Source organism: Streptomyces sp. NPDC048584 (assembly GCF_043199595.1).
Classification (GTDB): domain Bacteria; phylum Actinomycetota; class Actinomycetes; order Streptomycetales; family Streptomycetaceae; genus Streptomyces; species Streptomyces edwardsiae.
The window spans coordinates 72,692-85,758 of record NZ_JBICWF010000019.1; the positions used below are offsets into that span (position 1 = coordinate 72,692).

A 13,067-nucleotide genomic window follows, 5' to 3' on the forward strand; every position below is an offset into this window, starting at 1 on the left:
GGAGGGCTCAGCCGGCGCTGGTCGTGGCGTAGACGTTCTCGGCCCAGGTGGCGATCTGGTCGTCCGTCAGATGCCGGGCGAGGTCGGCCTCGCTGATCATGCCGACGAGGCGCTTGCCGTCGATGACGGGCAGCCTGCGGATGCGGTGGGTCTGCATCTCGTGCAGGACGTCGGAGACGTCGGCGTCCGCCTCGATCCAGCGCGGGGTGCCCTGGGCCATGTCTCCGGCGGTGACCCGGGCGGGGTCATGGCCCATGGCGACGCAGCCGACGACGATGTCGCGGTCGGTGAGGATGCCGCACAGCCGCTCGTTCTCGTCGCTGATGGGCAGGGCGCCGACGTTCAGGTCGCGCATCAACTGGGCTGCCCGGTCGAGGGTTTCGTGGACGGGGATCCACTGGGCGCCGCGGTGCATGATGTCTCCGGCGGTGGTCATGGGGTACCTCCCGTTGCCGGACGGCCGGCGCGGCGCGGGGGCGCGCCGCAGAGTCCCGGCGCCCTTCATTCTCGTCGTGCGGCGCGGGGACGGCACCCGGAGGGCGGTTCGCGGCGGGCGGGGTCAGCCCCGCCAGGCGGGATGGCGTGGATCGTCGGCCCTGATCAGCACGTCGGCCGTGCCGGCGGGGTCGGTCTCCCGCTCGTACCGCTCGAAGGCGGGGAGGGTCCAGTGGTCGGCCTCGGCGGTACGGCGGCGCAGGGCGCCCGGGGAGAGGAGGACGTGGACGGTGAGGTCGAAGGGGAACCAGTGCCGCAGAAGGAGGGGACCGTGCAGCAACAGCACGCCGCCGGGCGGGAGAGGGACGTAAGGGCTGCGGGTGGCGCGGTCGGTGACGGGGTCCCACAGGTCGGGCAGGACGCGTCCGCTGCCGCCGGGTTCGAGGGGGCCGAACACCTCACGCCAGAGGGCGCCGGTGTCGTACCAGCCGCTGTAGTAGGACTCCAGGTCCTGGTGGCCGTACTCGAGCCGGATGGAGGCGGGCCTCAGGAAGCCCTCGGTGCCGACGGCCAGGGAGGGGCGGCCGCGTGTCCGGAGCGCCTCGGCGATCCGCACGGCGAGGTCTTTGGGACGGGCGGCCGGGGCGCCGTCGAGGGCGACCCGCGGCCAGGGACCGCCGTCGGCCGTCTTCAGCTCCAGCAGGCGCTCGGCGAGGAGGTCGCCGAGCCGGTCCCAGGTGATCGCTTCAAGTCGCACACGGCCATGATGCGCCAGTGTGGGGACGGTGGAGGCCGGGAAGGAACCCGGCCCGGAACGGGGGAGACGACATGATCGACGGACCGTACTTCTTACTGACGGTGCTGGGTGTGCTCGGGACCGGGCTGGTGGCCGGGGTCTTCTGCGCCTTCTCGACGTTCGTGATGAGAGGGCTGGCGGACCTGCCGCCGGCGCAGGGCGTGGCCGCGATGCAGGCGGTCAACAGGGCGGCGGTGCGTCCGGCCTTCATGCTGCTGTTCCTCGGTACGGCGATGCTGTGCGTGGTGGTCACGGTGGTGACGTTCGTGCTGTGGCCGGACGAGGGGACGGCCGAACTGCTGGTGGGCGGCGTCCTGTATCTGGCCGGGTCGTTCGGGCTGACCGTGGTCGCGAACGTACCGCGCAACGAGGCGCTGGCCCGGCTCGATCCGGACGGTCCGGAGGCGGCGGCGTACTGGCCGGAGTATGTGCGCGAGTGGACGGTGTGGAACCACGTCCGGGCGCTCGCCTCGGCCGGGGCGGCGCTGGCGTACCTCGTGGCCCTCGTCTGACGGAGCCGCCGGCCGGCCCGGCGGTCTCCGGTGGGAAAGCGCTGTCCCGGTGCTCTGCGGGGGCGGGTGAGCGGACGTATCGTGGCGAGAGGAGCGCCGCCCGACGACGCACGGCCTGTCACCCGCGCACGCAAGGAACACGGCCATGGCCGATCCCAAGGGTTTCCTGACCACGCCCCGCGAGGAATGGCCGCGCCGGCCGGTCGGGGAACGGGTCCGCGACTGGGACGAGGTGTACGTCCCGGGTGCGCTGCTTCCCGTCGTCAGCCGGCAGGCGGACCGCTGCATGGACTGCGGTGTGCCGTTCTGCCACCAGGCCTGCCCGTTGGGCAATCTCATCCCGGAGTGGAACGACCTGGTCTCGCGGGAGGACTGGCGGGCGGCGGCGGAGCGGCTGCACGCGACCAACAACTTCCCGGAGTTCACGGGCCGGTTGTGCCCGGCGCCCTGCGAGGCGGGCTGTGTGCTCGCCATCAATCAGCCGGCGGTCACCATCAAGAACGTCGAGTGTGCCATCGCCGACCGGGCCTGGGAGGAGGGTTTCGCCCCGCCGGCGCCGCCGGAGCGGCTCTCCGGCCGGACCGTCGCCGTCATCGGCTCGGGCCCGACCGGGCTGGCCGCGGCCCAGCAGCTGACCCGGGCGGGTCACACGGTGGCGGTGTACGAGCGGGACGACCGGATCGGCGGGCTGATGCGGTACGGCATCCCCGAGTTCAAGATGGAGAAGCGGCATCTGGAGCGGCGGATCGAGCAGATGCGGGCCGAGGGGACGAAGTTCCGGACGTCCACGACGGTCGGGCGCGATGTGGACGCGGCGGAGCTGCGCTCGCGTTACGACGCGGTGGTGATCGCCACGGGGGCGACGGCGTGGCGGGAACTCGCCGTGCCGGGCCGTGAACTCGCGGGCATCCACCAGGCGATGGAGTATCTGCCGCTGGCGAACCGGGTGTGCGAGGGCGATCTTGAGTCGTCGCCGCTGTCGGCGGCGGGACGGGATGTCGTCATCGTCGGCGGCGGCGACACGGGGGCGGACTGCTTGGGTACGGCGGTACGGGAGGGGGCCGCGTCGGTGACGCAGCTCGACATCTACGGGCGGGCGGGGGACGAGCGGGACGACGAGGCGGAGCCCTGGCCCACCTATCCGAAGCTCTACCGGATGTCGGCCGCGCATGAGGAGGCGCGGGAGCTGCGGATGAGGCCGGCGGCGGATGCGGGCGGGGACGGGGACGTGCGGCTGTTCGCCGCGTCGACGCTGCGGTTCAGTGGTGACGGGGAGGGGCGGGTGTGTGCGCTGCGTCTGGTCGAGGTGGACGCGGAGCGACGGGCCGTGGCGGGGACGGAGCGGACGTTGGCGGCGGATCTCGTTCTGCTGGCGCTGGGGTTCTCCGGGCCGGATCCGGAGGACGGACTGGTCGCTCAGCTGGGGGTCGAGCTGGAGGGACGTGGGACGGTCGCGCGGGACGGGGGGTTCGGGACGAATGTGCGGGGGGTGTTCGCGGCGGGGGATGCTGCTCGGGGGCAGTCGTTGATCGTGTGGGCGATCGCGGAGGGGCGGGCTGTGGCGGCGGCGGTCGACCGGTATCTGGCGGGTGGGGTCAGTCGGCTTCCGGTGCCGATCGGGCCGGGCGATCGTCCGATGAGGGTGTGAGGGGGCGGGCGCGGCTCGTAGGGGGACCGGCGCTGACGGGGTGCCCGGGGGTTGGCGCGGACCGGGGGTCGGCTGTGCGAGCTGCTTTTCTTGAGGGCCGGAGAGTTGGTGCTCGCCGGGAGCAGATCGCGCAGCCCGGCGCTCACGGGGTGCCGTCGCGCCCACCCGTGCCGCCCCAGCGGCACGACTGCCCGCGGAGGGCGGGGAGCGGCGGACGGGGCGACTGCCCGCGGAGGGCGGGGTGGCGGGGCGACTGCCCGCGGAGGCCCGCGCGGCGGGGCGACTGCCCGCGGAGGGCGGGGTGGAGGGGGTGGCGGCGGCCCGTTGGGTTGGCGGGCCGCCGCCTTTGGAGTGGTGCCGGAACCTAGGACCCGGGGGTCCCACCACTCCAGGTGCGTTACGGCTTGCGGGCGACCGCGCCGTAGCCGGGGATCACGCCGTCGTCCTGGCCCGGGACCGGGTCACCCAGTTCCGGGTGCCACTCCTGGGGGACCTGGACGCCCGGCTCGACAAGCTCCAGGCCGTCGAAGAAACGGGTGAACTCCTCACGGGAGCGGAGCGCCAGGGTGACGCCCGCCGCCTTGAGCTTCTCCGTGGCCGCCTTCGACTCCTCCGGAGTGAAGTCCGACGTCGCGTGGGTGACGACCAGATGACTGCCCGAGGGCAGCGCCTCCAGCAGCCGCCCGACCAGTTCGTGCGCCCCGTCCTCGTCGGAGACGAAGTGCAGCAGCGCGATGAGCGACAGCGCGACCGGCTCGTTGAAGTCGAGGATCTTCCGCGCGCCCTCCAGGACGACGTCCGGGTCACGCACATCGGCCTGGAGGTACTCGGTCACCCCCTCGTCCGTACCGCGCAGCAGAGCCGCCGCGTGGGCCAGCACGATCGGGTCGTTGTCGCAGTACACGACACGGGCGTCGGGCGCGACGCCCTGTGCCACCTGGTGCAGGTTGGGCTCGGTCGGGATGCCCGTGCCGACGTCGAGGAACTGGCGTATCCCCTGCCCGGCCAGCCAGCGGGTGGCGCGCTGCATGAACGCCCGGTTCACCCGTGCCATGACCGGCACCCGGGGGTCGAGGGCCAGCATCTGCCGGCCCATGGCCTCGTCGACCGGGTAGTTGTCCTTGCCTCCGAGGTACCAGTCGTACATCCGCGCGGGGTGCGGCCTGCTCGTGTCGATCTCCACGGGGTGCTGCCCGGTCATGAGGGACTCCATAAGTATCTGCAACTGTTAGTGATCAATTCAGTGCCACGTTCAGAACGGCGGAACAAAAAAGTCAGAGCGGTCAACAGGCCTCAGGACAGCAGGAAATCCGCCTCTCCCGCCTTCGCTCCCTCGATGAAGGCCGTCATCTCGGCGGAGGTGTAGATCAGCGCCGGCCCGTCCGGGTCGGTGGACTGGCGTACGGCGATCCGGCCGTCGTCGAGCTTCATCGCCTCCAGGCAGTTCCCCCCGTTGCCGCCGCTCCACGGCTTGTGCCAGCCCTCGCTGCCCAGTTCCCGCGCGGGCATGCCGTTGTAGATCCTTCCGGTGCGCATCCGCGGGTGGGACAGGGACTTCAGGGGCTTCATGAGTTCCATTCACAGCTCCTTGCGGAGATCCCGGAGGATCTCCTTCGTGCGATGTGCCGTAGCGGCCTGCGCCGCCATGCGGTCCATGACCTCGAGGTGGGTAGCCACCTCGGTACGCGCGTCCAGATAGACGGCGCCGGTCAGGTACTCGCTGTAGACCATGTCCGGCAGTTCGGGCATGGCAAATCGGAACAGCACGAACGGCCCGTACGTGCCGGGATGCGGACCGCCGGCGAACGGCGCGATCTGCAGCGTCACATTGGGCAGCTTCGTGGCCTCGAGCAACTTGTCGATCTGCGTACGCATCACCTCCGGGCCGCCGACCGGGCGGCGGAGCGCGGTCTCGTCCATCACGACCCACATCCGGGGCGCGTTCTCACGAGTGAGCAGGTCCTGCCGTTGCATGCGCAGGTCGACGTGGCGCTCTATGTCCTCGGGCTGGGTCTGCCCGACGGCACCGGAGCGCAGTACGCCGCGCGCGTAGTCCTCGGTCTGGAACAGTCCGGGGACGAAGTGGGGTTCGTAGCTGCGGATGAGGGAGGCCGCGCCCTCCAGGCTGACGTACATCGAGAACCAGCCAGGCAGGATGTCGTGGAAACGCTGCCACCAGCCGGGGCGGTTGGCGTCCTCCGCCAGTTGCACGAAGGCGTCGGCCTCCTCCTCGGAGACGCCGTACGCCTTCAGCAGGAGCTGGAGGTACGGGATCTTGAGCGCGACCTCGGCCATCTCCATGCGGCGGACGGTGGCGGGGGCGACGCGGAGGATGCGGGCCGCCTCCTCACGCTTGAGCCCCGCCCCTTCCCGGAGATCCAGCAGGCGTCGGCCGAGGACGACCTGGCCGACCGTCGGCGCGGACCGGGGTTCGCTCACACTCCACCTCCCTCGAACAAAAGCTGACAGCCCGGCGGCGCCACTCGATGACCTGTCCGAAGATCCCTTACGTCCGAACTCAAATTCGAACGAATCTTCGGCGATCCCAACTGGCGCCGCGCGAGGTGCTGTTGCGAGCAGTGTGCCACGCCTGTCCAGAACGTCACACCGCACTCTGCATTTTTCATAGTGACACTTGCCAAGTGTTCACGGCGGGGCGATAGTGGCAAGCGTGATTCCGTCCGCGCCCTTAGGAACAGACGCCGCCGCACGTTCCATCGGCCTCGGCGCCGCCTCGGTATCGGCCCCCTCGGGGACCGCTGCCGAGCGCCGGTTCCGTTTCGAACTGGCCGCTCATCCGGGTTCCCCGGCCCAGGCGAGACGCCTGACGAGGGCACGGCTGACCGGCTGGTCGGTGTGCGAGGACACCTGCGACACCGCGGCCCTGGTCGTCTCCGAACTGGTCACCAACGCCATCGTGCACACGGCGAGCAGACATATCGTCTGCGAGCTGCACGACGGTGGCGATCTGGTGCGCATCGCCGTGCGCGACGAGGGCTGCGCGCCGGGCCAGCCGCGGGCGAACACCCGGCAGCAGCCGGAGGAGGAGCACGGAAGGGGACTGCTTCTCGTCGACGCGCTGTGTCGGTCGTGGGGCGCCCATGAGCAGGGCCCCGGACTGCTGGTCTGGGCCGACCTCCCCCGTAGCGCGGACACCGGGGACGGTCCGGTGCGGCCCACCGACGATCTGGGCTGGGGCACCCGCCCGACGCCGGGGCCGCCCGGGGCGCCGGACGACGACAGCGCCGACGAGCCGGAGCAGTCCCGCCGGCAGGTCCACGCGCCGGCCCTTCCCTCGCAGCAGCGCGCGCCGCACCTTCGGGGCCGGGCGTGACGAGCGGGGCCGGCACGCGGGTGCTGAGCCTGGACTCGCTGGTGCGGATGGGGCGCGGGCGGCAGGTCGCCGGTGCGCCCCGGCGGCTGCTTGTGCCCGACGGGATGACCGCGCCGATGGGCTGCGACGCGGTGGCGGTGCCCGCGCGTCTCGGGCCGCTGGTGCTGCCCCGGTTGCCTCGCGTGGGGTGCGTCTACGCCGATGAGGCGCACTGGTGGTGGCTGGTTCCGTCGGACTCCGACTACGCGCTGGATTGGCCGGCGCCGGCGCACTACGCCACCGGCGCGGTCCTTCCCGATCCGGTGGATGTCTCCGGCGCACCGGGGCTTCCCGGTCTGATCCACCGGCCCGACGGCACGCTTCCGTATACGCCGCCGATACCGCTCTATCTCGCCCTGTGCCGTCTGACGGGGACCACGCCCACCTGGTCCCGGCCGGTCACCGCGTAACCCGTACGCCGCGGTGAGGGCTGGGCGGGGGGTGTTCGCGCTGCCCGGCGCCTGCGGGGTGCCGTCGCGCCCACCCGTGCCGCCCCGCGGCACGACCGCCCGCGGGAACGGGGCGGAATCACCACCCCCGCGGCGCGCCTGCTCTCCGCCCGCCCCTCGGCGCGCGCCTTCCGTCCGCGCTCCCGCTCCCGGCGCCCGGGCGCCCCCGGGCCGGCCGGTTTCGCGGGGTGTGCGCCCGCACGCCTCCTCCGCCCCGTGCCGCGCCCTGCACGGCGGTCCCGAGTCCCGCGATAGTGGCCGTTCGTCGGATTCGGATGCGGCGGTCGGGAGGTCAGCGGTGGGAAGCACACAGGGATCCGGTGATACGAGATCACCGTCGACCGACTCCCGCGGAAGATTCCGCCGTCGCGGCAAGCGGCGCCCCGACCCCGGCTCCCCGCCCCTCTCCGAGTCCGAGCGCCTGCTCTTCGGCGGGCCCCTGCGCTACGACATGGGCTGGAACCGGCACAGCGAGGCCTTCCTTGAGCTCAACTTCCGGGCCATGATCACCCGCCTGCCCGCCCTGCTCGCCTCCACCCTCCGGCTCGCCCTGCGGGCCGACCGGCGGGCCGCACGGACCGTGCTGGTCACCCAGGTGGCGCAGGGGCTCGCCCAGGCGGTGAGCCTGCTCGCCGTCAACAGCGTGCTGGGCCGGCTGCTCGGCGACGGCACGATGGAGGAGCGGCTGCGCGGCGCCGCGCCCGCCCTCGTCACGGTGGCCGCCGTCGCCTTGGCCTCGGCGCTGCTGCGGGCCGCTAGCGTCTACGCCGCCGGGCGTCTGGAACCCAAGGTCGAGCGGGTGGCGACCGAGCTGTACCTGGAGCGCGCGGCGGCCGTGGAGCTGGCCGCGATCGAGGATCACGCCTTCCACAAGCTGCTGGACACCGCCCGGTACGGTGCCGCCTCGGCCCGCCGCATGATCGCGTACGGCTCCCGGGTGGTGAACGCGATGATCTCGCTGGTGGCGGCGGCCGGCGTGCTCACGGTGCTGCATCCGGTGCTGCTTCCGCTGCTGATGACGATGACGCTGCCCAGCGCCTGGAGCGCGCTGACGAACGCGCGCCGCCGTTACGCCTCCTTCCACACCTGGGTGCAGCACGCCCGCGCCGGTCATCTGATCGGCGATCTGCTCACCGAGCCGGGCGCGGCGCCGGAGATCCGGGTGCACGGTGTCGGCCCCTTCCTGCTGCGGCACTTCAGGGCCATGGCGGAGACCGCGGAGACGGAGCAGGCGCGACTGGCCCGGCTGGCGGCGCGTACGGGGCTGGTCGCGGCGGTGTGGACGGGGCTGGCGACGGTGACGACGTATGCCACGCTCGGCGGTCTGCTGCTGGCCGGTGCGATGGCGCTGTCGGTCGCGGGTACGGCGGTCCTGGCGATCGGCACCGGCTCCGCGAGCCTGAACACCCTCGTCCTGGAGGTCAACCAGTTGCACGAGGAGGCCCTGTTCGTGGGCGATCTGGAGCGGCTGTACGTCGAGGCGGCCGAGCGTGCGATCCCGGTCGGGGGGCTCCCGCTGCCGGACGACCCCCGGGAGATCCGGTTCGAGAACGTCACCTTCCGCTACCCGGGTGACGCGACCCGTCCCGCCCTGGACGACGTCTCGCTCACCCTCCCGCTCGGCGGGATCGTGGCGCTGGTCGGCGAGAACGGGTCCGGCAAGACGACGCTGGTCAAGCTGCTCGCCGGGCTGTACAAGCCGGAGCGGGGGCGGATCCTGTGGGACGGGGTGGACGCGGCGGCCGCGGACCGGCGGCTGCTGGCCGAGCGGATCGCGATGGTGGCGCAGGACTTCAAGAGGTGGCCGTTCACCGCGCGGGTGAACGTCGTGCTGGGGCGGCCGTCCGCGCCGGTGTCCGAGGAGCGGCTGGCGGAGTCGGTCGCCGAGGCGGGGGCGGAGCCGGTGATCGCGGATCTGCCGCGGGGCCTGGACACCCTGCTGGCCCGGCACTTCAGTGGCGGCCATGAGCTGTCCGGGGGCCAGTGGCAGCGGCTGGGGATCGCGCGGGCCGCGTACCGGCGCGGGCGCATCCTGGTCGTGGACGAGCCGACGGCGGCTCTGGACGCCCGGGCGGAGGTGGAGGTCTTCGACCGGATCCGGGCCCTGGCGGACAGCGGCCAGACGGTGGTGCTGATCACGCACCGGCTGGCGTCGGTGCGGCACGCGGATCTGGTGCACGTGCTCGACCAGGGCAAACTGGTGGAGTCCGGAGCGCCGGACGAGCTGCTGGCGGCGGGCGGTCTCTACGCGGAGCTGTACGCGCTCCAGGCGGACCAGTTCTCCGCGCCGCTCGCGCCGCCGGCCGGGGAGGTGCCGGCGCCGAGGCCGGGCTGACCTGTGGGGCCCCTCACGCGGAGACGTCACCCCCGCCGCCGTCCCCACGGACGATCACCAGGAACGTGTCGGTCGCGAGGTCCATGACAACTTCGGCGGGCAGGCCCTCCTGGCGGCGCGCGTGGGCGAACTCCTCCGCCGGCCAGGACCCACGCGGTCCGCCTGCGGGAAAGCGTTCGAGCACTGTTCGCCCGTTCACCCTGCCACCTCCATGCTGCGTCGTACTCGTAGAGTTAAACGCCAACCATGGGGTGAACACCTGGTCCGGTGACGGTACTGAGACGTAGTTGACACCCGTTCACCGCCAAGTGTGACCGTGCTCTCAGCCGATCGCACCAACCGGTGACTTTGGGTGCCGGCCGGCGTACCGACCGTGCGGTCAGAGGTCGTACTCCTGGATCCGCCGCCCATGGCTCCGGTCGACCAGCGCGGGCAGTCGCTCACCCAGTTCCGCCACCACCTCGGGCACGTCGATGGTGAGCAGTTCCCGGTCCCGCATGAGGACCCGGCCGTCCACGATCGTGGTGCGGACGTCGGCGGCGCGGGCGCTGTGCACGAGGGTCGCGGCGAGGTCGTGGACGGGCTGGGTGTGCGGGCCGGTGAGGTCGACGAGGACGAGGTCGGCGCGGCGGCCCGGCGCGATACGGCCGACGCTGTCGCCGAGGCCGACCGCGCGGGCGCTCTGCAGGGTGGCGTGGTGCAGGGCCTGCCGGGAGGTCAGCCACCGGGGGTCGCCCTCGCTGGACTTCTGGATCAGGGAGGTCAGCGCCATCGCCTCCCACACGTCGAGGGAGTTGTTGGAGGCGGCGCCGTCCGTGGCGAGTCCGACCGGGACGCCGATGTCGCGCAGGGCGCGTACGGGTGTGGTGTGCGGCCAGGCGAACCTGAGGTAGCCGCGCGGCGCGGTGGCCACCGCCGTACGGCCCTCGGCGCGCTCCAGCAGCGGCAGGTCGCCGTCGACGATGCCGGTGCCGTGGGCGATGAGCACGTCGGTGTCGAGGATGCCGGTGCGGTGCAGGACCTCGACGGGGGTGACGCCGTGCCGGGTGAGGCTCGCCTCGGTCTGGTCACGGTTCTCGGCCGCGTGCAGATGCACCGGGAGCCCGTGCTCGCGGGCCAGCCGCGCGGTGGCGGCGAGGTCGGGGGCGTCGACGGTGTAGGGGGCGTGCGGGGCGAGGGCGGTGGTGATGCGGCCACCGGCGGTGCCCCGGTGGCGCAGCGCGAACGCCAGCGACCGCTCCCGCCCCTCGGGGCCCTGTGAGGAGAAGTACGTCTCCCCGAGCAGCGCCCGCATCCCGGACTCGGCGACCACGGCGGCGACGGCGTCCATGGCGAAGTAGTGGTCGGCGAAGGTGGTGACGCCGCCCCGGATCATCTCGGCACAGGCGAGCCGCGCGCCCAGTTCGACGTCGCGCGCGGTGAGGTTGGACTCGACCGGCCAGACGACGTCGTTGAACCACTCCTCGGTCGGCAGGTCCTCGGCGAGGCCGCGCAGGGCGACCATCGGGGAGTGTGTATGGCAGTTGATCAGTCCGGGCAGCGCGACCTGCCCCCGCGCGTCGATCCGCTCCCGGGCGGCCCGACCCGCGACCGCGCCGGCGCCGGTCACCTCCGTCACGACCCCGTCGCGTACGACGACGGCGGCGTCCCGCGTGAACCCGATCCGTTCCCGGTCGTCATGGGTGAGGACGGCGCATCCGGTGATGACGAGGTCGGCCGGGCTCTCCGTGGCAGCGGGCGTCATGCCGTCAACGTACGACGGAATCGTGGGCCGGGGGAGCCGAAGGCGGCGCGGGCGACACGACCGGCCGCCCCTACCCCAGCGTGACGGACACGATGGCCCGCCCCCATCCCCCGCCGGGGCCCGGCCAGTCGAGGGGTGTGAAGAAGGAGGCGCCGAAGACGGCGATGGTCACGATGGACATGCAGCCGATGGCCATCTCACTGGGACTTCGCTCCGAGGCCCTGTTCATCAGATGGTTGGCCAGCAACGTCACCAGGAAGAGGGCCAGCACGCACGCGAGCGCACCCAGGAGGACGGTGACGGCGGTGAACGACGCCAGTTGCCAGGAACTCGCGTCGGTGGCGTAGGCCGCGCGAACGGCCGTGACGACGAGCATCGGAATCCAGGGCGGCAGCGCGGAGGCCACGGCCACGACGCCGATGCGCGGCCGGCGGGGCGGGCCGGGCGCGTGCCACACGAAATACATACGCGGTTCGGGCAGGTCCCATGTCTCGGCGGGCGTCCGCTCGGTCCACTCCCCCTCGACCACCCGTGGCGCGGTGTCCCCGTCGATGTCCTCCCCGAGCTGCCGCAGCTCGTCGCGCACCGCGCCGATCTCCGCCTCGGCGCGTTCGAGAAGGTCGGAGAACAGCTCGCCGTCCCGCGGCGGACCGGGACGCTCGGGAAGGGGGACGGCTTCCCGTTCACCCTGTTCCGCCTCGTCCCGCCGCAGCGCGAGTTCCTCCTGCGCCCGGGCCAGCAGCGCCTCTGCCCGGCCGCGTTCGTCCTCGGCCTGCCGCATCGTCGACTGGGCACGCAGGACGCGCAGTTCGGCGTCCTTGAGCCTCTCGGCGAACTCGGCCTGCGCCGCGGCACGCCCCTCCGCCCTGGCCCGCCGGACCTGCCCTTCCAACTCCTTGCAGTGCGCGGTCAGTTCCCCGACGGTGCGGGTGAGGACCTGGACCACGGCATCGGCCCGCCGGCGCGCCTCGTGGGCGGTCCGGCCGCGGGACTCGGCGATGTGGATATGGGTGACGTACTGGTCCGCACCGGACTGGTACACCTGGCCGCTGTCCGAGGCGCGGCCGATCGTCGTGGCGCGCTCGCCGTCGTCGGGTTCTCTCATCGTTCGGTGATGTGCTGGTCCCGGGCCGCCTGGTAGATCCGGGCGTTGCCCTCGGCCCGTGCCTCCATGCGTACGTCGCCCCGGATCTGCTGGCCGCCGTCCGCCCGCCGCTGCCACTCCTCCACCAGGCCGCGCAACTCGTCGGCGGCCTGCGGGTGTTCGCCCAGCAGGGCGGCGAACCGGCCGATCCACTGGCCCTCCAGCCGTCCGGCGGGGTCCCGGCCGTCCCCTTCACCCGCGTCGAGCGCCGCGGTGCGGGACGCTTCGAGCTCCCGCTCGACCTCCTCGGCGGCGCCCGGCTTGAACCGGCGCCAGACGGTCACCACTCCGTCCCGTGTCTGCTGCCACCCCTCGGCTACGAGCAGTCCGACCAGGGACGTGCCGGCGGTGCCGGCCAGTGTGAGCAGAACGGGATCCATCGAAGCCCCCCAACTTCCCGACCCACCGGGAGGTGTGCGTTCTCCCGGCCGCAACGACGCTCCCACCGTAACCCAACCCTCCCCCCGTGCGACGCTGTTGGTTCACTGCCCTACCGGTCGGCGGGCAGCTCCTCCACGGCGGCACCTGGTGGTCAGCGGGGTGCGAGGGCCGGCGGAGGGGAGGCGACCGAAATGGGGATGCGGTGGTTCGCCGTGTCACACAGGATCGGGGGGTCGTCCAGCCCCGCAGA

General features: G+C 72.6%; 14 protein-coding genes. 5 read left to right on the top strand and 9 right to left on the bottom strand.

Annotation, left to right across the window (positions count from 1 at the left end; genetic code table 11):
- Nucleotides 1-7: 7 nt before the first annotated feature.
- On the bottom strand, nt 8-436 hold the full coding sequence (locus ACGFR9_RS32255) for a CBS domain-containing protein (protein WP_393215700.1): 429 nt from the start codon (nt 434-436) through the stop codon (nt 8-10).
- 123 nt (nt 437-559) lie between these two features.
- Nucleotides 560-1,192: a uridine kinase gene (locus ACGFR9_RS32260; RefSeq protein WP_393215703.1), complete on the bottom strand. Its 633-nt coding sequence runs from the start codon at nt 1,190-1,192 to the stop codon at nt 560-562.
- Between the two features lie 71 nt (nt 1,193-1,263).
- Here ACGFR9_RS32260 and ACGFR9_RS32265 point away from each other — a divergent pair, with 71 nt between their 5' ends.
- A complete protein-coding gene (locus tag ACGFR9_RS32265; RefSeq protein WP_393215706.1) occupies nt 1,264-1,743 on the top strand; it encodes a DUF1772 domain-containing protein in 480 nt (159 codons plus the stop codon).
- A 145-nt stretch (nt 1,744-1,888) separates the two neighbouring features.
- On the top strand, nt 1,889-3,391 hold the full coding sequence (locus ACGFR9_RS32270) for a glutamate synthase subunit beta (RefSeq protein WP_393215709.1): 1,503 nt from the start codon (nt 1,889-1,891) through the stop codon (nt 3,389-3,391).
- A 397-nt stretch (nt 3,392-3,788) separates the two neighbouring features.
- Here the strand turns inward: ACGFR9_RS32270 and ACGFR9_RS32275 are convergent, their stop codons facing one another.
- The 3 genes from ACGFR9_RS32275 to ACGFR9_RS32285 all read right to left on the bottom strand — a co-directional run bounded on the left by ACGFR9_RS32275 (nt 3,789) and on the right by ACGFR9_RS32285 (nt 5,830).
- Nucleotides 3,789-4,592 carry an SAM-dependent methyltransferase gene (locus ACGFR9_RS32275; protein WP_393215711.1) on the bottom strand — a complete coding sequence of 268 codons (804 nt, stop codon included), beginning with the start codon at nt 4,590-4,592 and terminating at the stop codon, nt 3,789-3,791.
- A 92-nt stretch (nt 4,593-4,684) separates the two neighbouring features.
- Complete coding sequence (locus tag ACGFR9_RS32280; protein ID WP_393215714.1) at nt 4,685-4,969, bottom strand: DUF397 domain-containing protein; 285 nt, start codon at nt 4,967-4,969, stop codon at nt 4,685-4,687.
- On the bottom strand, nt 4,970-5,830 hold the full coding sequence (locus ACGFR9_RS32285) for a helix-turn-helix domain-containing protein (RefSeq protein ID WP_393215716.1): 861 nt from the start codon (nt 5,828-5,830) through the stop codon (nt 4,970-4,972).
- Between the two features lie 232 nt (nt 5,831-6,062).
- Between ACGFR9_RS32285 and ACGFR9_RS32290 the strand changes: the two genes are divergently transcribed.
- The 3 genes from ACGFR9_RS32290 (at nt 6,063) to ACGFR9_RS32300 (ending at nt 9,548) form a co-directional block, all read left to right on the top strand.
- Nucleotides 6,063-6,725: an ATP-binding protein gene (locus tag ACGFR9_RS32290; RefSeq protein ID WP_393215718.1), complete on the top strand. Its 663-nt coding sequence runs from the start codon at nt 6,063-6,065 to the stop codon at nt 6,723-6,725.
- Between the two features lie 47 nt (nt 6,726-6,772).
- On the top strand, nt 6,773-7,174 hold the full coding sequence (locus tag ACGFR9_RS32295; RefSeq protein WP_393215908.1) for a hypothetical protein: 402 nt from the start codon (nt 6,773-6,775) through the stop codon (nt 7,172-7,174).
- 490 nt (nt 7,175-7,664) lie between these two features.
- Nucleotides 7,665-9,548, top strand: coding sequence for an ABC transporter ATP-binding protein (locus tag ACGFR9_RS32300; RefSeq protein ID WP_106982200.1), 1,884 nt, complete (start codon nt 7,665-7,667; stop codon nt 9,546-9,548).
- A 13-nt stretch (nt 9,549-9,561) separates the two neighbouring features.
- Here the strand turns inward: ACGFR9_RS32300 and ACGFR9_RS32305 are convergent, their stop codons facing one another.
- The 4 genes from ACGFR9_RS32305 to ACGFR9_RS32320 all read right to left on the bottom strand — a co-directional run bounded on the left by ACGFR9_RS32305 (nt 9,562) and on the right by ACGFR9_RS32320 (nt 12,816).
- The gene (locus ACGFR9_RS32305) at nt 9,562-9,747 is read right to left on the bottom strand and encodes a hypothetical protein (RefSeq protein WP_158713737.1); all 186 of its coding nucleotides are present in this window, start codon (nt 9,745-9,747) and stop codon (nt 9,562-9,564) included.
- Between the two features lie 180 nt (nt 9,748-9,927).
- Nucleotides 9,928-11,292, bottom strand: coding sequence for an amidohydrolase (locus ACGFR9_RS32310; protein WP_393215722.1), 1,365 nt, complete (start codon nt 11,290-11,292; stop codon nt 9,928-9,930).
- A 70-nt stretch (nt 11,293-11,362) separates the two neighbouring features.
- Entirely contained in the window at nt 11,363-12,397 is a 1,035-nt protein-coding gene (locus ACGFR9_RS32315; RefSeq protein ID WP_393215725.1) for a hypothetical protein, read from the bottom strand.
- On the bottom strand, nt 12,394-12,816 hold the full coding sequence (locus tag ACGFR9_RS32320; protein ID WP_393215728.1) for a hypothetical protein: 423 nt from the start codon (nt 12,814-12,816) through the stop codon (nt 12,394-12,396). The genes ACGFR9_RS32315 and ACGFR9_RS32320 overlap by 4 nt, the downstream gene beginning before the upstream one ends.
- Between the last annotated feature and the right edge of the window lie 251 nt (nt 12,817-13,067).

What these genes read in the sequence shown, in the direction of transcription:
- ACGFR9_RS32310 (WP_393215722.1), bottom strand. Translation starts at nt 11,292, where the DNA reads ATGACGCCCGCTGCCACGGAGAGCCCGGCCGACCTCGTCATCACCGGA.
- ACGFR9_RS32315 (WP_393215725.1), bottom strand. Translation starts at nt 12,397, where the DNA reads ATGAGAGAACCCGACGACGGCGAGCGCGCCACGACGATCGGCCGCGCC.
- ACGFR9_RS32255 (WP_393215700.1), bottom strand. Translation starts at nt 436, where the DNA reads ATGACCACCGCCGGAGACATCATGCACCGCGGCGCCCAGTGGATCCCC.
- ACGFR9_RS32320 (WP_393215728.1), bottom strand. Translation starts at nt 12,816, where the DNA reads ATGGATCCCGTTCTGCTCACACTGGCCGGCACCGCCGGCACGTCCCTG.
- ACGFR9_RS32300 (WP_106982200.1), top strand. Translation starts at nt 7,665, where the DNA reads ATGGGCTGGAACCGGCACAGCGAGGCCTTCCTTGAGCTCAACTTCCGG.
- ACGFR9_RS32295 (WP_393215908.1), top strand. Translation starts at nt 6,773, where the DNA reads ATGGGGCGCGGGCGGCAGGTCGCCGGTGCGCCCCGGCGGCTGCTTGTG.
- ACGFR9_RS32265 (WP_393215706.1), top strand. Translation starts at nt 1,264, where the DNA reads ATGATCGACGGACCGTACTTCTTACTGACGGTGCTGGGTGTGCTCGGG.
- ACGFR9_RS32270 (WP_393215709.1), top strand. Translation starts at nt 1,889, where the DNA reads ATGGCCGATCCCAAGGGTTTCCTGACCACGCCCCGCGAGGAATGGCCG.
- ACGFR9_RS32280 (WP_393215714.1), bottom strand. Translation starts at nt 4,969, where the DNA reads ATGGAACTCATGAAGCCCCTGAAGTCCCTGTCCCACCCGCGGATGCGC.
- ACGFR9_RS32275 (WP_393215711.1), bottom strand. Translation starts at nt 4,592, where the DNA reads ATGACCGGGCAGCACCCCGTGGAGATCGACACGAGCAGGCCGCACCCC.